This is a genomic window from Streptomyces pseudovenezuelae, assembly GCF_029892565.1.
Taxonomy (GTDB): domain Bacteria; phylum Actinomycetota; class Actinomycetes; order Streptomycetales; family Streptomycetaceae; genus Streptomyces; species Streptomyces pseudovenezuelae_A.
In genome coordinates, this window is the sequence record NZ_JARXVH010000001.1 from 574,196 (window position 1) to 593,387 (window position 19,192).

The following is a 19,192-nucleotide window of genomic DNA, read 5'->3' on the forward strand; positions in this document are numbered from 1 at the left end:
AGGCGTCCCGCACCAGGCGCCGCAGGCATCACGCCCCGCACGTGTCCTGAAACTCCGCCGACGGGAAGTACCGGTCCCACTCGGCCCTGCTCAACCCGCCCTCCGCCCGCTCGCACACCGTGGCCGCGGCACGATTCGGCGCCAACGCGCGGGCCCGGTCGGGCAGATGGGGCGTGGCGATACGTACCTGGGAACCGTCGGGTGTGAGGCCGACGGCGAGTATCGGCCCGTCCCCCGCCGGCAGCGTCGCCGCGGGCAGGGCGGGCGTCGCCGTCTCCCACACCTTGGCGGAACCGTCCGGCGCCCCGGCCACGAGCAGTGAACCGTCGGCGGAGAACGCCAGCGCGGCCTTGTGCCTCGTGGAGCCGACCGACTTCAGCACGGCGAGCCGGCGCCAGTCGTGCACGTCCCACAGGGTGACGCGGTCCTGGAAGTCGGCGACGGCGAGGTATCTCCCGTCGGGGCTGAAGGCACCGGCGGTCAGCAGGTCCTCGCCCTTCACACCCCCATCCCCTGTGCGCCGCTTGCCGGTTGTGACGTCGACGAGGGTGCCCTCCTCGGTCAGCGCGGTGCGCCCGGTCGGATCGACGACGACGGGCGCGGAGTCCTTCACGGCCACGGGCCGTACCGGCCGGCCCCGCCGGTCGAACGCGGCGACGGTGGCCGCCTTCTCCCGCCAGGTCCCGCCGATCAACCCCTGCAGCGAGAAGGTCCGTACGACGCTGGTCCGGCCGCCCTCCTGGTAGCGCAGCACCCCGGCCTCGGTGTCGAGTCGGATGCTGCCGACGGACGAGGAGGCGACGGGAAGGGTGAGCAGTGGCTCGCGGGGGCTGTCGTCCGTCGGGGCCGGCAGGTCGGTGCGCCACAGGGCGAGGGAGCCCGAACTCCAGGTCAGGGCGTAGGGGCCGACGAACTCCACGGCGTTCGCGGCGCCGTCCAGGGGCAGCCGGGGCCGTTCCCGGCCGGTGCGGAGGTCCCAGGTCACGATGCCGTCGGAGGCGGTGGTCGCCACGGCCCGACTGTCCGAGGAGAACACCAGTTGGTCACCCCGGCACAGGGCCCGTTCGGTGGCCGCCGGCACCGGTGTCGTCACCGGGCGGCGCCGCACCGCGTCGACAACGCGCAACTGCCCGTCGTAGTCGGTGCACCAGGCGATGTAGCGCTCGTCGGGGCTCTGCACGGGCAGCCCGCCGTCGTCGTCGCCCCGGTCGTAGCGGAGCAGCGCCCGCCCGGTGCGCACGTCCCACATCTCCAGCGTCGCGCGCCCGGCGGCCGTGCCGCGCCCGGGGCGGCGTTGGAAGAAGGTGTGCCCGCTCGGCCCGAACCCTCCGTCGGAGCTCTCCCACGCGCCGGTTCCGAGCCGACGCGTGCTGCCGTCCGTGAGTCCGCCGATCAGCACGCCGTGGCCGCCCGGGTCCCGGTACGCGACCAGGCGGCCGTCCGGGCTGACGTCGACCACGTTCGCGGACAGCCCGTGGCGCGACACCGAGCGCAGTTGCCGGTGGCTCGGCACATCCCACTGAACGACCTTGTCGTGCACCACCGTTGAGAGGATCCGGCCGTCCCGGCTGAGCCAGACGGGCGCGTTGAGGGCCCGGCCGCCTTCCTCGGGCTGGGTGAACTCGTCCTGTTCGCTCTGTGCGGCGGCCGTCCTGAGCGCCTGGCGGGTCTCGGGGAGGTCGGCGGTGCGCCACGCGGCGAGGGCGAGGCGCATCGCGGTGCGCGGCTCGGTGGCGCGCAGGGTGTCCGCCTGCGCGGCGACCCGGCGGGCCTCGGCCTCGTCGCGCTGCCGCGAGCTGACCCCGTTCTGGCGCCAGGCGGCGACGCCCGCGACGACGGCCAGGCAGAGCAGTACGGCGAGAGCGCCGGTGAGTGCCCGCAGGCGGCGGGCGGCGCGGGTGGTGGACCGTACGCCGTGCTCGTACGCGGAGACGCTGGCGGCGAGGAAGTCGCGTTCGAGAGGGTTCAACTCTCGTGTCCGGGGGCCGCCCTCGCCCCCACACGCGCCCCTGCCCTCCTCGTTCCCGTCCCCAAAAGCCTCCCGAGCCTCCGACAGCCGTATCCCCCGATACAACGCCCCCGCGTCCCGGCCCAACTCCGTCCAGGCGCCCGCCGCTTCGGTGAGCCTGCGGTGCAGGCGCAGTCGCTCGCGGTCCTCGTCGATCCAGGCGCGCAGTCTCGGCCAGGCGCCGATCAGTGCCTCGTGGGCGAGGTCGACCGTGTCGCCGTCGACCGTCAACAGCCGGGCGCGGACGAGGTGTTCGAGGACGTGGGCGGTGGTCTCGTCGGCGTCGAGTTCCGCCCGCCGCGCCGGCCGTCGGGTGTCCTCGGTGCCCTCGCCGGGGTTCACCAGCCGCAGCAGCAGCGCCCGGACGGCGGCGGCCTCGGCGGGCGTGCACCGCGCGTAGGTCTCTTCCGCCGTGTGCGCGACGGCGCCATGGACGCCGCCGACGGCCTCGTACGCGGCGAGGGTGAGCGTCTTGCCGGTGCGCCGCCGCCAGACCTCGCGCAGGGCGTGGGCCATGAGGGGCAGGCCGCCCGGTTCGTCGGCGACGTCCGCGACGATCCGGGCGGTGAGCGCACGCTCGACGACGAGCCGACAGGCCGCGGCCGGCCGCACCACCGCCTCCCGCAGCCCCCGCGCCGTCATCGGCCCGGCCAGCAGTGTGGCGTCCCGCAACGCCTCGGCGAGCGGCCCGTGTTCGGCGCAGCGGCCGTAGAAGTCGGCGCGTACGGCGAGCAGGACGCGCAGCCGTGACGTCGGGTCGGCCGCGCGCAGCAACTGCCCGAGGAATCGGGCGCGTTCGGCGGAGCCGGCGCAGAGCGTGAAGACCTCCTCGAACTGGTCGACGACCAACAGGGTGTCGCCGGGCGAGTCGTGGGGAGTGAAGAGGGCTTCGTGGGTGCGGGCCGGATGCGGGCCCGGGGTGAGGAGCCGGATGGCGGCGGGCCGGAAGGCGACTCCCTCGTGCTCTCCCGGCACACCCCCCGCATGCTCCCCCGGCGCAACCCCCGCGCGCTCCCCCGGCACCGCACCTCCCGGCTCCCGCAGCGCCGGTATCAACCCCGCCCGCAACAACGACGACTTACCGCTCCCCGACGCGCCGACGACCGCCGCGAACCTCGAACGGCCGGTGAGCCGCAGCAGTTCGGCGATCAGGTCGTCGCGCCCGTGGAAGTGCTCGCCCTCGCCGGTCTCGAAGCGGGCGAGTCCGGGATAGGGGCTGTCCTCCGCCTCCGTGTCGTCGGTCGCGCGGGCGTCAGCGGCCTCGGCGACGGCCTCCCGCAGGCGTAGCTCCCACTCCACCGGGTCGCCGTCGCACGCGGTGACGTAGGCGAGCAACACCGGCGGGCTGGGCAGCCGTTCGCCGCCGGCCGCCGCGGACAGGGTCGGGGCCGAGTAGCCCGCGCGGAGCGCCATCGCGCGGTACGTCGGACTGTTCGCCTCGTCGCGCAACTTGCGCAGTTCGTAGGCGAACCGCTGGACGACGCCGTCCCCCGGATCGAGCGGTTTCTCCCTGCGCCCCATGCGCGTTCCCCCTTCGCCACGGTCGCTTCACACGCTAACAACCCGCCCGTCGAATTGTTCGGCGCGCCGGATGGGGGCTGCCCAACAATCCGCTGACCCCTGAACTCGACGGTGTACGCGCCGCTTCGCGACCCACGCATGCCTCTTCGCGATCCCGCATGCCTGTTGCGACCACTGCCACACACCGGAGCCGACCATCGCCACGACACACGCACCCGAGCAACTGGCCCCACCCGTCCGGTCCGACGGCGGACACGACACCCACGTCACCCGCACCGCGCGGCCCGCGCGCACCCCCGCTGCCGTGGTCCTGGTCCCCGTCGTCCTCTCCCTCGTCCTCGGGCTGTGGGGTCTCGGGCGCGGCGGCAGCATGTGGCGGGACGAGGTGGTGACGTACGACATGGCACGGCGCTCGCTGCCCGACCTGTGGGCGACGCTGGGTCACGCGGACGCCGTGCACGGCCTGTACTACCTGCTGATGCACGGCCTGTTCGCGCTGTCCGGCGGGGCGGATCCGCTGCTCGTGCTCCGGCTGCCCTCGCTGCTGGCGATCACGGCGGCGGCCGGTACGGTGGCGCTGCTGGGGCACCGGCTCGCCGGGCCGCGCGCGGGGCTGCTGTCCGGGGTCGTCTTCGTGCTGCTGCCGCCGGTGCAGCGCTATGCGCAGGAGGGCCGTTCGTACGCGCTGGTCTGCGCGTTGGTCGTCTGGGCGACGTACCTGCTGCTGCGAGCCGTGCGAACGGGCACCGGCCGGGCCTGGATCGCGTACGGCGCCGTCGCGCTGGCCGCGTGCGCGGTGCACGAGTTCGCCGTACTCGCCCTGCCCGCGCACCTGTTGGCACTGCCGAGGGGCGCCCGCGCCGCCGGGACGCGCGTCATGGCCGGCGTCTGCGTGTGCCTCGCCCCGCTGATCGTGGTGAGCACACGCCAGACCGAACAGGTGGCGTGGATCGGCGGGATCGGGGCGAGCGCGGTCCTGGGCTTCGCCGGGGTGTCGGTGCTCGGCCTGGCCTGCGCGGCAGTACTCCGCCGCGCCGGCCGCCGCGAGCCCGTCGCACCGGCGCTGTCCCTCCTCGTACTCCCCCCGCTCCTGCTCCTGCTGGTCTCCCTGGTCAAACCGCTGTACGTGGACCGTTACGTCCTCTACGCGCACGCCGGGACGGCCCTGCTGGTCGGTGCCGCCCTCGACCGGCTGATCCGCGCACGCGGCCGGATCCGCACCGGTGCCGTGCTCGCCGCCGGGGCCGCCGTGCTCGCGCTGCTGCCGGTGACCCTGGACCTGCGCACCCCGCACAGCCGTACCGACGATGTCACCGCGATCGCCGAGGCGGTCCGCAGCGCCGGCCAGGGCGCCGACGGCATCGTGTACCTGCCGTCCCGGCGCCGGGTGTGGTCCCTGCCCGACCCGGGCCCCTTCCGCGCGCTGCCCGACCTGGCCCTGTCCGGCACCCCGGCCGCCTCGCACACGCTGTACGGCACGGAGCTGCCGTCGTCGGACATCCGCGCCCGCATGCGCGCCGCGACCCGGATCGTCGCCCTGCGCGACCCGGCCGGCCGGCCCGTCGACCGGACCGCGCGGGAGGCCGCCAAGCGGGAGGTACTGGCCGAGGACTTCGTGGAGTGCGGCACGCAGCGGCTGCGGGGCGCGCGGCTCACGGTGTACGCGCGCCCGGGCGGTTGCTGAGCGCCGGACGCCTGGGGAGACTGCTGGGTGCCGGACGCCCCAAGAAACTTCTGACGCAAAATTGCGTCACGCGGCCCGCACAGCCGTATGCACCGTATGCGCCGCCAGCACGAACACGTCCGGGCGGTGGTGCACGCTCGCCTTGTCGTCGGGGTCGAGGAGCCGGTCGAGGGTCGTGCGATCGTCCGCGTCGAGGTGGTCGCCGAAGCCGTCCCGGAGGCGGGTGAGGGAATCGGCGATGTAGGCGCGGGCCCGGTCCTTGGCCGGGGCGGGCAGGTCGAGGAGGAAGGTGCGGGTGCCGGTCGGCCGCAGACCCGCCGAGGTCATGAGCGCCGGCCAGTCCTCCGTCTCGGCGACGGCGCCCGGCAGGTTCGCCCGCATGTCGGCGAACCACTCCTCCTCCAGCGCGTCGAGCCGCGCCTGCAGCCCGGGCCGGCCGAAGCCGAGGTCGCGCGGCAGGAAGCGCGGGGGCAGGCCGCCCTCCATCAGGGCCAGCGTGCCGCCGGGCGCGAGCCGCGCGGCGAAGGCGGCGAGCGCGGCCCGCTGGTCGCCGAGGTGATGCAGGCTGCGGCTGGCCCACAGCAGATCGGCCGGGTAGTCCAACTCGTCCAGGACACCGGGCAGTTCACCGGCGAGCGTGCCGAAGCGGTCACCGACGCCGAGCCGATCGGCACGGGTCCGGGCGTGATCGAGCAGCGGCTCGGTACCATCGACCGCGACGACCCGGGCGCCAGGGAAGGCCTCGGCCAGCAGACAGGCGACGACACCCGGGCCACTGCCCGCGTCGACGATCAGCCCGGGTTCGGTCTGCTTGTCGGCCAGCCAGGCCATGGCCCGTTCGTACAACGACGTGAACAGCTCCGCCTGTACTTCGAGCCGCGGGGCCATCGCGGACCAGTCGATGTCCGTGTGGTGGTGATCGTGACCGTGGTGGTGTCCGTGCTCATGCCCGTGATCGTGGTCGTGCCCCATGGAAGTCAGCCTCTCGTCCGGATCCGGGTCCCAGCCTGCTCCGGCGCACCACGGAACGGCAATCACTGTTGCCGTGTCGGCAAAAAATGACAGCGAAAACTCCCGAGAAGGGCAACAGCCGAACGCGCCGCCGAAAATGGGATGCGCGGCGCGGGACGGGTCGCCCACGATGGCCCGATGGACGACGCCATGGTGGAGAGCTTCCTCGAGGACGGGTTCGTGAAGATCGAGGGCGCGTTCCCACCGCGGGTCGCCGAGGACTGCGCCCGGCTGCTGTGGAAGGAGACGGGGTACGACCCCGAGGACCCCGCCAGTTGGAAGGCGCCGGTGGTGTGGGTGGCCGGGATGGCGCAGGGCCCGTTCGCGGCGGCCGTCAACTCCCCTGTCCTGCATGAGGCGTTCGACGTGTTGGTGGGCGAGGGCCGCTGGCAGCCCCGCTACTCGCTGGGCAGCTTCCCGCTGCGGTTCCCGCACGAGGAGGAGCCGGACGACGCCGGCTGGCACATCGAGGGCAGCTACCTCCCCGAGGGCGCCGCGCACTGGCACACCAACCTGCGTTCCCGGGAGCGGGCCCTGCTGATGCTGTTCCTGTTCAGCGAGGTCACCGAGGCCGACGCCCCGACCCGCATCCGGGTCGGCTCGCATCTCGACGTACCCCCGGTCCTGGAGCCGTACGGCGAGGCGGGCGCCTCCTTCCTGGAGCTCGGCCCGAAGGTGGCCGCGGCCTCCGCCGACCGCCCCCTCGCACACGCCACCGGCCACCCCGGCGACGTCTACCTCTGCCACCCGTTCCTGGTCCACGCGGCCCAGCCCCACCACGGCACACACCCACGTTTCATGGCCCAGCCACCGCTGTACCTGGACGCACCCCTGGAACTGGACCGCACGGACGGCAACTACTCGGCGGTGGAGTTCGCGATCCGCCGGGGCTTGTCAGAAACGGCTGACCCCCGCGCCCCGGAAGGGGCGCGGGGAACTGCGCGACCAGCCACAACGGACCCGCAGTCAAAACTCAGCCCACCCGCCAATGCCTAGAGCGACGGATACGCGTTCTGCATCAGTTGCTGGAACTGCGCCGAGAACCAATGACCCGACAACGGCGCATTCGCCAACGCACCCGACATGCTGTTCCCGTTACGGGCGTTGCCCGTGTACGTCGGGTCGCACATCCGGTCGAAGCCCTTGCCCTCGTCATTCGGGATCGCGGTGCTGGAGCCGTCGGACTCACCCGGCGGCTTCATCCACACGTACGCGTCGATCCCGGTTGCCGGCGCGGCCTTCGGACGCTCACCGAGGCCGGCCCCGGACTGGTTGCACCAGTTGCCGACGTGGATCCGGCGGTCATAGCGCCCGCCGTCGACATACGTGTCCACGCTGGTCGTCGCGCCGGGACCGGTGGGCCGTGCGGTGCCGCCCCAGCCGTTCCTGGAGGTGTCGATCAGCATGCCGATACCGGAGTTGAAGCCGACCGACACCAACTGGGTACGGAAGGCCTGGGCGTACGACAGCTCGTCCACGTACCGGTTCCAGTCGACCCACTTGGACTGGCGCACGGACGTGCCGTTCACGGCGTCGTTGATGGTGAAGTTGTTCTCCTTCAGGGCGCTGTAGTTGGCCGTGTTGGTGATGAAGCCGTGCACGTCGTCGACGGTCGCGCCCTCACTGGTCGCCGCCTGCTTGAACAGGGTGGCGGAGGGGGCGAAGTTGTCGTCCCAGCCGAGCCAGCCGTGGTGGCCGGCGTCGATGTAGTTGTAGACGTTGGGGATCGCGCCGAGCTTGGCGAGCGCGTAGCCGACGCCCTTCACGTAGTTGCCGTTGGCCAGCATGGTGTCGCAGGCGGGCGTGGCGGTGGCCCGACTGCCGGTGTTGGTGACCAGGTTGGGCAGCGAGTCGATCTCGATGGTCGTGACGATCCGCAGACCCGCGTACTTGCTGTCGGCGAGGATCGCGGCGATCGGGTCGATGAACTGCGTCTTGTACTTGTCGATCTCCGTCGGGCCGAGTTCGCCGTTGGAGGCGAGGGCCGCGCAGTCCCGTCCGGGCAGGTCGTAGACGACGAGTTGGACGACTTCCTCGCCGCTGCCCTTCTGGGCGAGGGCCGCGTCGAGATGGGCGCGCAGACCCATGCCGCCGCCCACGCCGTTGATCGCGGCGATGCGGTCGAGCCAGACGCCGGTGGGCTGGTTGGAGATCCGGCTGCCGCCGGTCTCGGCCGCCGCCTTCGCGGACCACTCGGGGTTCACGTACACCTTGGCGCCGGAGTACGGGTTGTCGACCTTGGCGGACGGGTCGCCGGGGTCGCCCGGATCCGTCGGTCCGCCGCCGTCATCGACGTTGCAGGTCACACCGTCGAGGGTGAACGTGGTCGGGAGCGCGTTGGTGCCGCTGTAGGAGGCGTTGAACCCGAAGCTGACCGAACCGCCGCTCGCCAGGCTCCCGTTGTACGTCTCGTTGTTGGCGGTGACGGCGGCCCCGCTCTGGCTGATCTTCGCGTTCCAGCCACTGGTGACCTTCTGGTTTCCGGCGTACGACCACTTCACCGCCCAACTGCTCTTGGCGGCACTGTTGTTGGTGATCGTCACGGCGGCGGTGAAGCCGGCGTCCCACTGGCTCTGCACCTTGTAGTCGACGCTGCACGGGATCGCGGCGATCCCGACGTCGCCGGGCACGACGGCGGCCGCCGTCCCGGTGGCCCCGGCGACCAGCGCCAGGGCGGCGAGTATCGCTGTTCTGGTACGGCTCATGAGTGCGGGTTTCCTATCCGTTGAGGGCGCGCAGGTGGTCGCGCAGTCCGATGCCGTACGACGTGGGCGTGCCGTCGTAGTTGGAGATCAGGGACGGACCCGAGGAGCAGTCCCACGTGTTCCAGGTCCAGCCCAGATAGGACAGATTCCGGTCGTCGAACCACTTGATGACCTGGTCGACGAAGGCATGGGAGCAGGTGTTCTCACCGATCTCCCCCGCGACCAGCGGTATTTGGGCCGCGACCGGGGCGAGCGTGGAGTTCCAGCAGCTCTCGCTCGCGCAGGTGTTGAAGTTGTAGACGTGGTAGGCGGCGGCGAGATTGCCCGTCGGATCGGCGGGCTTGTACGTCAGCCACTGGCTCAGGTCGTTCGAGTACGCGAGCCCGCCGGCCAGGATCAGGTTCTTCGCGCCGGTGCCGCGTATCGAGTCGACCAGGTCCTGCATGCCGGCCACCTCGTAGGAGATGCCGGGGCAGGTGCCGCCGTCGCGCCAGCACTGCCACGCCTGGGTGGTCGTGGAGGTGGCCCGGTCCGGGTAGGGCTCGTTGAACAGGTCGAAGGCGACGGCCTGGTCGTCCTTGAAGGTGCTCGCGACCGAGGACCAGAAGGACGGCGTGTACTGCATGTCCGGCATCGGCTTCTGGCAGGTCGCGTGCGCGTCGGAGCAGCCGGCCGAGTTGCCGGTGTACTGGCCGTAGGACCAGTGCAGTTCGACGACCGGGGTCATGCCGTGCGCCTCGACGCGGGCCACCAGGTCCTTGACGGCGGCGATGTAGTTGGCGCCGCCGTACTCGGGCTTGATGTTGGAAAGGCCAAGCCAGCACTCCTCGTTGAGCGGAATGCGGACGGTGTTGGCCTTCCAGTCGGCGATCGCCTTGATCGCCGCGTCGTCCACGGGACCGTCCCAGATGCCGTAGCCCTGGACGCACATGAACTCGCCGCCGGACCGGTTGACGCCGAGGAGGCGTCGGGTGGCGCCGCCGGCGTCCACGAGCTTGTTCCCCGAGACGTGCAGAGCGGGCGCCGTGCCGTCACCGGGATCCGGTGGATCCGTGGGGTCGGTCGGGTCGGTCGGTGGCTGCGAATCGACGTTGCACGTGGTCCCGTTGAGCTTGAACGACGTCGGTACGGCGTTGGTCCCCGACCGGGAGCCGAGGAACCCGGCGCTGACGCTCGCGCCGGTGCCGAGCGCGCCGTTCCAGCTCTCGTTGGCGGCGGTCACCGTCGTACCGGACTGGGACCACTTGGCGTTCCAGCCCTGGGTGACCTTCTGGCCGCCCGCGAAGTCGAAGGCGAGGCTCCAACTGCTCACGGCCGCCGAGTTGTTGGTGATCGTCACCGAGCCCTGGAAGCCGGTGTCCCACTGGCTCGTGACGGAGTACTCCACCGTGCAGGCGGGTGTTGCTCCTTGCGCCGCGACAACCGGAATGGTCATGGCCCCGACAAGGGCGACCGCTCCGGAAACGGCTAAAAGTACTGAACGCGGAGGGTGTCGCATGAGCGAGTCCTTGCAGCTCGGGCGCGTCGTGACGGACGCGTCGACTGATGGAGTCGCTCCCACTGGTGTCAACGAAGCTAGCGCCAAGTGACGGCAAAGGACAGGGGAGTCACAGACTTTCGCTGACTTTCCCCCAACCACCGCTCGTCGAATCTTTTCGACTCTTCAAGCACCTTGACCCCTCTCACCCTCATCCCCACTATGGGAGCGCTCCCACTGGTTCAAGGCTTGTTGCCGCTCGATCCCCCACCCCTTTCAGAGCCGCCTCTCAGAGCTCCCCCTCAGAGCCGCAAGGAGGAACCAGCACATGCACCCCAGCAGGAGACGCCGCCGCGCGCGGCGCTTGTGGACCGCCGTCGTGGCCGCCCTCGCACTTCCCCTCACGATGCTCGGCACCGGCACAACACCCGCGCAGGCAGCGGCACTTCAGTGCAGCGTGGACTACAAGGCGAACGACTGGGGCTCCGGCTTCACCGCGGACCTGACGCTCACCAACCGCGGTACGGACGCCATCAGCGGCTGGACGCTGACGTACGCCTACTCCGGCAACCAGAAGCTCTCGAACGGCTGGAACGGCACCTGGTCGCAGTCCGGCCAGTCGATCACCGTGCAGAACGCCTCCTACAACGGGACGATCGCGGCGGGCGCGGCCGCCTCCACCGGTGGGCAGTTCTCCTACAGCGGCACCAACACCGCGCCCACCAACTTCGCGGTCAACGGCACCAGTTGCGTCGGCGCCCACCAGCCGCCGGTCACCGTGCTGACCAGCCCTGCGGCCGGCGCGGTCTACACCCAGGGCACCGCGGTCCCGCTCGCGGCGACGGCGGCCGCCGCGGACAGCGCGACGATCAGCAAGGTCGAGTTCTACGACGACACGACCCTGCTCGGCACGGACACCAGCGCGCCGTTCACGTTCTCGGCCACTGGGCTGACCGCAGGCAGTCATTCCCTGGTGGCGAAGGCGTACGACAGCCTGGGCGCGTCCGCGTCGTCGACGCCGGTCGGCATCACGGTCGCCTCGGGCCCCACGGTGGTCGCCTCTCCCACCCAACTCGGCGTCCAGCAGGGCAGGACGGGAACGTACGCGGTGAAGCTGTCGACGCAGCCGACCGCCAATGTCACCGTCACGACGGCCCGCGCGAGCGGCAACAGCGGCCTGTCCGTCACCGGTGGCGCGACGCTCACCTTCACGCCCGCCAACTGGAGCACCGCGCAGACGGTGACGATCACCGCGGATGCCTCCGGCACGGGTTCGGCCTCCTTCGAGTCGTCGGCGACCGGCCACGCCAAGGCGGCGGTCACGGTGACGGAGCTGGCGGCCTCGAAGGCGTACGACGCCCGCTTCCTTGATCTCTACGGGAAGATCACCAACCCGGCGAACGGCTACTTCTCACCCGAGGGTGTCCCGTACCACTCGGTCGAGACGCTGATCGTCGAGGCCCCGGACCAGGGCCACGAGACCACGTCGGAGGCGTACAGCTATCTCCTGTGGCTGCAGGCCATGTACGGCAAGGTCACCGGTGACTGGTCCAAGTTCAACGGCGCGTGGGCCCTCATGGAGAAGTACATGATCCCCACGCACGCCGACCAGCCCACCAACTCCTTCTACAACGCATCCAAACCGGCCACCTACGCACCCGAGTTGGACACCCCCAACGAGTACCCAGCCAAGCTCGACACCGGGGTCTCGGTCGGCTCGGACCCGATCGCGGGCGAGCTGAAGAGCGCGTACGGCACGGACGACGTGTACGGCATGCACTGGCTGCAGGACGTCGACAACGTCTACGGGTACGGCGACACACCCGGCGGCGGCTGCGAGGCCGGGCCGACGGCCGAGGGGCCGTCGTACATCAACACCTTCCAGCGCGGCGCGCAGGAGTCGGTCTGGGAGACGGTGCCGCAGCCGACCTGCGACGCCTTCAAGTACGGCGGAACGAACGGGTACTTGGACCTCTTCACGGGTGACTCCTCGTACGCCAGGCAGTGGAAGTACACCGACGCCCCGGACGCCGACGCGCGCGCCGTGCAGGCCGCGTACTGGGCGGACGTATGGGCCAAGGCGCAGGGCAAGGGCGGTGACGTCTCCGCGACCGTCGGCAAGGCGGCGAAGATGGGCGACTATCTGCGCTACGCCATGTACGACAAGTACTTCAAGAAAATCGGCAACTGCGTCGGCCCGTCGACCTGCCCGGCCGGCACCGGCAAGGACGCCTCGTCGTATCTGCTGTCCTGGTACTACGCGTGGGGCGGGGCGACGGATACGAGCGCGGGGTGGGCCTGGCGGATCGGGTCCAGTCATGTGCACGGGGGCTATCAGAACCCGCTCGCCGCGTATGCGCTCAGCTCGTACGCGGATCTGAAGCCCAAGTCGACCACAGGTGCTGCCGATTGGGGGACTTCACTCACCCGGCAACTGGAGTTCTACCGCTGGCTGCAGTCGAACGAGGGCGCCATCGCCGGTGGTGCGACCAACAGTTGGGCGGGGCGGTACGCGACGCCTCCGGCCGGTACGTCGACCTTCTACGGCATGTACTACGACCAGCAGCCCGTCTATCACGACCCGCCGTCCAACCAGTGGTTCGGATTCCAGGCGTGGTCGATGGAGCGGGTCGCCGAGTACTACCAGCAGACGGGCAACGCCAGCGCCAAGGCGGTACTCGACAAGTGGGTCGACTGGGCGTTGTCCAAGACCACGATCAATCCGGACGGGACGTATCGGATTCCGTCCACGCTTCAGTGGTCGGGGCAGCCGGACACCTGGAACGCGTCGAGTCCCGGTGCGAACAGCGGACTTCACGTCACCGTCGCCGACTACACGGATGACGTCGGTGTGGCCGCCGCCTATGCCAAGACATTGACGTATTACGCCGCCAAGTCCGGTGACGCGGAGGCGAAGACGACGGCGAAGGCGTTGCTGGACGGCATGTGGGCCAACTACCAGGACGGGCTCGGTGTTGCCGCCCCTGAGACTCGGGCCGACTACAACCGGTTCGACGACTCGGTGTACGTGCCGAGTGGGTGGAGCGGCAAGATGCCGAACGGCGACGTCATCAACTCCTCGTCGACCTTTGCCTCGTTGAGGTCCTTCTACAAGAACGACCCTGCCTGGTCGAAGATCGAGGCGTATCTGGCGGGCGGGGCGGCTCCTTCGTTCACGTATCACCGGTTCTGGGCCCAGGCGGATATCGCCATGTCCATGGGTTCGTACGCGGAGCTTCTTGAGTAAGGCCCCGCCAGGCGCTTCGCGGGAAGGGCTGTGTTTCGACTGCGGGCCGTGTGTGGCTGGTCGCGCAGTTCCCCGCGCCCCTTGAAGGGGCATGGGAAGACACCGTCCTTGCCGGAAGCGTTTGTCAGGCTTCGCGTACGTTGCTCCGTCACCTGACGGCGGAGCCGATCGGCCGGGTGGCCCTCTCCCGCACTGAGGGCCGCCCGGTTCTCGCGCGTCCCATTTCCGGAAGGAACTCCCCGTGCGAAGAACCCATATCCTCACGGCCGTTCTGGCGCTCGCGGCCGGATTACTCGCGGGCAGCCCACCTGCCCTCGCCGCCGACGGCACCGCACATGTCACACTCGCCGCCGACACGTACACCTGGAAGAACGCTCGGATCGACGGGGGTGGATTCGTCCCTGGGATCGTCTTCAACCGCAGTGAGAAGAACCTTGCCTATGCCCGCACGGACATCGGCGGCGCGTACCGCTGGCAGGAGGCGACCAAGACCTGGACGCCGTTGTTGGATTCGGTCGGGTGGGACGACTGGGGGCATACCGGGGTGGTGAGTCTCGCGTCCGATTCCGTCGATCCGAACAAGGTGTACGCGGCGGTGGGGACGTACACCAACAGTTGGGATCCGACCAATGGGGCCGTGCTCAGGTCGGGTGATCGGGGGGCCAATTGGCAGAAGACGGATCTGCCGTTCAAGCTCGGGGGCAATATGCCCGGGCGGGGCATGGGTGAGCGGCTGGCGGTCGACCCGAACAAGGACAGTGTGCTGTATCTGGGGGCGCCCAGCGGCAAGGGGCTGTGGCGGTCGACGGACTCCGGTGTGTCCTGGTCGCAGGTGACGAACTTCCCCAACGTCGGCAATTACGTGCAGGATCCGGCCGACACGAGTGGCTACGCCAGTGACAACCAGGGGATCGTCTGGGTCACCTTTGGCGAGTCCAGCGGGAGCGCCGGCACCTCGACGAGGACCATTTACGTCGGGGTCGCCGACACCGCCAACTCGGTCTACCGCTCTACGGATGCCGGCGCGACGTGGACGCGTCTCGCCGGGCAGCCCACCGGATTCCTCGCCCACAAAGGCGTGTTGGACGCGAAGAACGGCTATCTCTATCTCGCGTACAGCGACAAGGGCGGGCCGTACGACGGGGGCAAGGGCCAGTTGTGGCGGTACGCGACGGCGAGCGGTACGTGGACGAACATCAGCCCGGTCGCGGAGGCCGACACCTACTACGGGTTCAGCGGACTGACCGTCGACCGGCAGCATCCCGGCACGGTCATGGCGACGGCGTACAGCTCCTGGTGGCCGGAGACGCAGATCTTCCGTACGACGGACAGCGGCGGCACGTGGACGAAGGCGTGGGACTACACGTCGTACCCCAACCGCGCGAACCGCTACACGATCGACGTCTCGTCCTCCCCCTGGCTGACCTTCGGCGCGAACCCCTCGCCTCCCGAACAGGCCCCGAAACTCGGCTGGATGACGGAGTCGCTGGAGATCGACCCGTTCAACTCCGCGCGGATGATGTACGGGACGGGCGCGACGCTCTACGGCACGGAGAATCTGACGAACTGGGACAGCGGCGGCCAGTTCACCGTGAAGCCCATGGTGCAGGGCCTGGAGGAGACGGCGGTGAACGACCTCGCCGCTCCCCCTTCGGGCGGCGCCCAACTCCTCAGCGCGCTCGGTGACATCGGCGGCTTCCGGCACACGGACCTGACCAAGGTCCCGTCGATGATGTACACCTCCCCGAACTTCACCACGACCACCAGCCTGGATTTCGCCGAGCCGAACCCCAGCACGGTCGTCCGCGTCGGCAACCTCGACTCCGGCCCGCACATCGCGTTCTCGACGGACAACGGCGCCAACTGGTTCGCGGGAACCGACCCTTCGGGCGTCAGCGGCGGCGGCACGGTCGCCTCCGCGTCCGACGGCAGCCGCTTCGTCTGGAGCCCCGCGGGCACCGGCGTGCAGTACACGACCGGCTTCGGGTCGTCCTGGTCGGCGTCCAGCGGCATTCCCACCGGCGCGATCGTCGAGGCCGACCGGGTCGACGCGAAGACCTTCTACGGCTTCAAGTCCGGCACGTTCTACGTCAGTTCCGACGGCGGCGCGACCTTCACCGCCTCCGCCGCCACCGGGCTGCCGATCGGCGACAGCGTGCGCTTCAAGGCACTGCCCGGCACGAAGGGCGATGTCTGGCTGGCGGGCGGCGCCTCGGACAGCGCGTACGGCCTGTGGCACTCGACCGACTCCGGCGCGACCTTCACCAAGCTGTCCAACGTCGAACAGGCCGACACGATCGGCTTCGGCAAGGCGGCGCCCGGTGCCTCGTACCAGACCCTCTACACCAGCGCGAAGATCGCCGGCATCCGCGGCATCTTCCGCTCGACGGACAAGGGCGCAACCTGGACCCGCATCAACGACGCTGCCCACCAGTGGGGTTGGACGGGCGCGGCCATCACCGGCGACCCGCGGGTGTACGGCCGGGTGTACGTCTCGACCAACGGGCGGGGTGTCATCTACGGCGACACGTCCGACGCGGGTGGCGGCGGTGGTGGAGGAGGAGGCGATCCCGCCCCCACGGGCGCCTGCACGGTGTCGTACAAGATCACGAGCCAGTGGTCGGGCGGTTTCCAGGCGGATGTGCAGCTCGGGAACACGGGCAACTCCACCTGGAACGGCTGGTCCCTGGCCTGGTCCTTCCCCGACGGCCAGACGATCTCCCAGATGTGGAACGCCGACCACACCCAGTCGGGGGCGACGGCCACGGCGAAGAACGTGGGCTGGAACGGCACGGTGACGGCGGGTTCGTCGGTCGCCTTCGGCTTCACGGCGTCGTGGTCGGGGGCCAACGGGAAACCGACGGCCTACAGGTTCGGTGACCAGTCCTGCACGGTGACCTGACGCACCGGGGTGAGACAGCCGGGAGGGCGGCCGAGCCGAACCCTCCCGGTGTCACCGAACCTTGTCGGCGGCCGCCTTCCAGATGGTCGTGAGCCGCCGTAGCCGGAGCTTGTCCGTGGTGGGCAGCGACTGGGCGTAGGCGCGTCGCAGGGCCAGGACGGTGGAAGGGATGTGGAGTTCGGCGCCGCAGTCGCCGTCTGCCACGGCGACGGCGACCTCCCGTTGGCGCAGGGCAGTGGTGGCACCCTGCTTGCGGTAGGCGGCCTTGAGCTGATCGTAGGCCGTGTCGGGGGACGCGTACGTGTATCCCTTGCCACGCATGCAGGTCCGCCAGTCGTTCATGGCCCTGCGATATGTGGGGGACTTCTCCACGCGGGAACTGAGCCCACTGTTGAGATTCTGCGGGAAGTAGGCGATCGATACCCAGTCGTCGAGGCTTCCGTAAAGAGAAGTACGGCTTTTCGCCTCGCAGCCACGCGCCGAGAAGGTGATGTTCTGACCGCCCCCGAACCTCATCTCCCGGAAGTCGGTGGCGCTTCCGCGCAGAGCTTTGATGTAGGCGTCACTGACCTCGGCGTCGACGGCCTTCTTATCGGAGCCGGAGCCGTATTGGGAGGCAAGACCATAGCCCCTGGTGCGCCGATCGTGCATGTTCAGGGTCCGTTCCTCATCCGTTTCGGCCGCCGGGTCCGACACTTGGGCTCGGTAGCGGAATCCCTTCGCTGTCATGCATGCCGATATCCGTTCCGATTCCGCGTTCGCGAGATCGAGATTGGTCCGGGAGAAGGACCCGGAACGGGTGAGGAGATCGAGTTCGACGCCGGTGAGTTGAACGTCGGCGCCGTCGCTGTCGGTGGCGGATGTCCCGCAGGCGGTCAGCGCGAGAACGCCCGCCACCGCGCAGGCGAGCGGAGCAAGTCGCATGGTGCCCGGACCCTCTCGGTCGTTGGGTGGGAAGGCGAGGAGAGAGGTGCGGTGTCCGCGGGCTGTTGCCCGCGGACACCTTGGAACGGCAGGTTCCTTGAGTGCCGGCTTACGGCACTGGGCCGCCGCATGACGAGCTCGTACCGCCGGAAGCGGTGCCCCAACTGTTCGAGGACACAGCGTTGTTGAAGGTGGAGCTGAAGTTTCCGCCCGTACCGCGGTAGATCCAGCCCCCGGTTCCCGTGTAGCTCTTCCCGGTCCAGACGACGGCTTCGCAGCTGTTTCCGTTGTTGTAGTCCGAGGTCGCGCAGTTGTCCCAGTTGTCGTTGGGACAGTCGCCACGAGAGAAGATTGCCCAGTCGGCATTCCTACCGGAGAGTTCGCCCGGATTTCCCGCCGGTGAGTAATTGGCATTCGGCCAGAAGCAGAAGTTACCGCTACCGCATCCAGCCGGTGCGGCGGCAATCTTCACCGATTTGAATGCCGTCGCCGAAACCTGCCCCTGCTTCCCCGAGTTGTTCGCCGAACTGGCCGCCGAGGTCCCGGCCATGGCCCCCAGCAGGAGTACCACTCCTGCGATCATGGCCAATATACGCCTCATCTTTCCCCCTTACTGTTCGAGTTGGTCGCCTTCACTATTGCCAGCACCTGCCCCACCTGGCCATGCTGTGTCGCCAGGGGGAAAAAGCCGTGGCTGCCGGGGGGAACTGCATGCTCCGCATTCACTTCACGGATGCCGACCTGGCGACAACCCGGGTGGCGACGGCACCTGACGCACTCTGGGAGGTGGCCGCGAGTCTGCACCGCTTCCAGACCCGCGCGGGCCGTTGGGCCTACGCCGGGTGGTACCGGACCACCCACGACCGATTACGTGAGCGGCACCTCGACCGCATCGTGCGCGAGGTCCTGCTGCCGCTGTTTCCAAGAGCCCGGTACTTTCCTGATTTCCTGACGCCAAGTCAGCCGGGCTGTGCCGGCCAGGGGTTGGACGCCGGACTCGACGCCATCGTGTCCACACCGGTCGACCGTGTGAGTCACGAACTGGCCCTGCTGGACCGGAGGGTCGGAGCTCCGGCGTGGGTGCGACGGCTGACCGACCCTCAAGAGCGCCGGGATCTCGTGGCCACGATCCGCGCCTACCACGACGTCGCCGTGCGCCCGTTCGGCGACCAGATCCACGCTCATCTGGAGGCGAAGCGGTCGTCGTGCTGCCGCGACCTGCTCGCCGGGGGTGTGCAGGGGATGCTGGCCGGGCTCGGGCCGACCATGCGCTGGCAGCCGCCGGTCCTCCACGTCCGCTACTCGGCAGACCGGGACCTGTATCTCGGCGGCCGAGGCATACGGCTCGTACCGTCCTACTTCTGCTGGGACACCCCCGTCAGCCTGGCCGACCCCCGGCTACCGCCCGTGCTGTTCTACCCCTTGCTGCACGAACCGGCCGCGGCGACCCTCGGCACCCCGCTGACCGCACTGCTCGGGCGTACCCGGGCGACCGTGTTGCGTGTGGCGGCGTCGGGAGCGGGCGCCACCACCGGGGAGATCGCCCGCGCGGCGGGGATCTCCCCGTCCTCCGTCAGCAAACACGTCGGGGTGCTGCGCGGCGCGGGTCTGCTGATCAGCAGCCGACACGGCGGGAACGTTCTGCATACGCTCACTCCCGCCGGTGTCTCCATGCTCCGCGCCGACGCCGGAGCCTCGACGGCCGCCCTATGA

Annotated in this window: 11 protein-coding genes; 5 read left to right on the top strand and 6 right to left on the bottom strand. The window is 69.9% G+C overall.

All coding sequences use genetic code 11. The features are described from left to right. Window positions 1–28 precede the first annotated feature (28 nt). Complete coding sequence (locus M2283_RS02580; RefSeq protein ID WP_280874266.1) at window positions 29–3,529, bottom strand: hypothetical protein; 3,501 nt, start codon at window positions 3,527–3,529, stop codon at window positions 29–31. A 304-nt stretch (window positions 3,530–3,833) separates the two neighbouring features. Between M2283_RS02580 and M2283_RS02585 the strand changes: the two genes are divergently transcribed. Then, window positions 3,834–5,213, top strand: a complete 1,380-nt coding sequence (locus tag M2283_RS02585) for a glycosyltransferase family 39 protein (protein ID WP_280874267.1) — start codon at window positions 3,834–3,836, stop codon at window positions 5,211–5,213. Between the two features lie 66 nt (window positions 5,214–5,279). Here M2283_RS02585 and M2283_RS02590 read toward each other — a convergent pair whose 3' ends face one another. Continuing rightward, on the bottom strand, window positions 5,280–6,185 hold the full coding sequence (locus tag M2283_RS02590) for a class I SAM-dependent methyltransferase (RefSeq protein WP_280874268.1): 906 nt from the start codon (window positions 6,183–6,185) through the stop codon (window positions 5,280–5,282). Between the two features lie 177 nt (window positions 6,186–6,362). Here M2283_RS02590 and M2283_RS02595 point away from each other — a divergent pair, with 177 nt between their 5' ends. Further along, window positions 6,363–7,220 (top strand): phytanoyl-CoA dioxygenase family protein, encoded by an 858-nt coding sequence (locus tag M2283_RS02595; protein ID WP_432423012.1) that lies wholly within the window; start codon window positions 6,363–6,365, stop codon window positions 7,218–7,220. Here the strand turns inward: M2283_RS02595 and M2283_RS02600 are convergent. Together M2283_RS02600 and M2283_RS02605 are read right to left on the bottom strand one after the other, a co-directional pair. Beyond that, entirely contained in the window at window positions 7,217–8,929 is a 1,713-nt protein-coding gene (locus M2283_RS02600) for a glycoside hydrolase family 6 protein (RefSeq protein ID WP_280874270.1), read from the bottom strand. The two genes, M2283_RS02595 and M2283_RS02600, sit on opposite strands and share 4 nt — an antisense overlap. 13 nt (window positions 8,930–8,942) lie before the next feature. Continuing rightward, window positions 8,943–10,427, bottom strand: a complete 1,485-nt coding sequence (locus M2283_RS02605; protein ID WP_280874271.1) for a cellulase family glycosylhydrolase — start codon at window positions 10,425–10,427, stop codon at window positions 8,943–8,945. A 307-nt stretch (window positions 10,428–10,734) separates the two neighbouring features. On the opposite strand from M2283_RS02605, the gene M2283_RS02610 reads away from it, so the two are divergent. Continuing rightward, window positions 10,735–13,653: a glycoside hydrolase family 48 protein gene (locus M2283_RS02610; RefSeq protein WP_280874272.1), complete on the top strand. Its 2,919-nt coding sequence runs from the start codon at window positions 10,735–10,737 to the stop codon at window positions 13,651–13,653. Between the two features lie 241 nt (window positions 13,654–13,894). Continuing rightward, window positions 13,895–16,555: a cellulose binding domain-containing protein gene (locus M2283_RS02615; RefSeq protein ID WP_280874273.1), complete on the top strand. Its 2,661-nt coding sequence runs from the start codon at window positions 13,895–13,897 to the stop codon at window positions 16,553–16,555. Window positions 16,556–16,606: 51 nt separating this feature from the next. Here M2283_RS02615 and M2283_RS02620 read toward each other — a convergent pair whose 3' ends face one another. Together M2283_RS02620 and M2283_RS02625 are read right to left on the bottom strand one after the other, a co-directional pair. Next, the gene (locus M2283_RS02620; RefSeq protein ID WP_280874274.1) at window positions 16,607–17,479 is read right to left on the bottom strand and encodes a hypothetical protein; all 873 of its coding nucleotides are present in this window, start codon (window positions 17,477–17,479) and stop codon (window positions 16,607–16,609) included. A gap of 109 nt (window positions 17,480–17,588) precedes the next feature. Further along, window positions 17,589–18,062 (bottom strand): peptidase inhibitor family I36 protein, encoded by a 474-nt coding sequence (locus tag M2283_RS02625; protein WP_280874275.1) that lies wholly within the window; start codon window positions 18,060–18,062, stop codon window positions 17,589–17,591. Window positions 18,063–18,190: 128 nt separating this feature from the next. Here M2283_RS02625 and M2283_RS02630 point away from each other — a divergent pair, with 128 nt between their 5' ends. Beyond that, complete coding sequence (locus tag M2283_RS02630) at window positions 18,191–19,192, top strand: ArsR/SmtB family transcription factor (protein WP_280874276.1); 1,002 nt, start codon at window positions 18,191–18,193, stop codon at window positions 19,190–19,192.

Bases quoted from the DNA above. Each gene is read 5' to 3' on its own strand.
- M2283_RS02580 (WP_280874266.1), bottom strand. From the start codon at position 3,529: ATGGGGCGCAGGGAGAAACCGCTCGATCCGGGGGACGGCGTCGTCCAG.
- M2283_RS02590 (WP_280874268.1), bottom strand. From the start codon at position 6,185: ATGGGGCACGACCACGATCACGGGCATGAGCACGGACACCACCACGGT.
- M2283_RS02595 (WP_432423012.1), top strand. From the start codon at position 6,363: ATGGACGACGCCATGGTGGAGAGCTTCCTCGAGGACGGGTTCGTGAAG.
- M2283_RS02600 (WP_280874270.1), bottom strand. From the start codon at position 8,929: ATGAGCCGTACCAGAACAGCGATACTCGCCGCCCTGGCGCTGGTCGCC.
- M2283_RS02605 (WP_280874271.1), bottom strand. From the start codon at position 10,427: ATGCGACACCCTCCGCGTTCAGTACTTTTAGCCGTTTCCGGAGCGGTC.
- M2283_RS02610 (WP_280874272.1), top strand. From the start codon at position 10,735: ATGCACCCCAGCAGGAGACGCCGCCGCGCGCGGCGCTTGTGGACCGCC.
- M2283_RS02620 (WP_280874274.1), bottom strand. From the start codon at position 17,479: ATGCGACTTGCTCCGCTCGCCTGCGCGGTGGCGGGCGTTCTCGCGCTG.
- M2283_RS02625 (WP_280874275.1), bottom strand. From the start codon at position 18,062: ATGATCGCAGGAGTGGTACTCCTGCTGGGGGCCATGGCCGGGACCTCG.
- M2283_RS02630 (WP_280874276.1), top strand. From the start codon at position 18,191: ATGCTCCGCATTCACTTCACGGATGCCGACCTGGCGACAACCCGGGTG.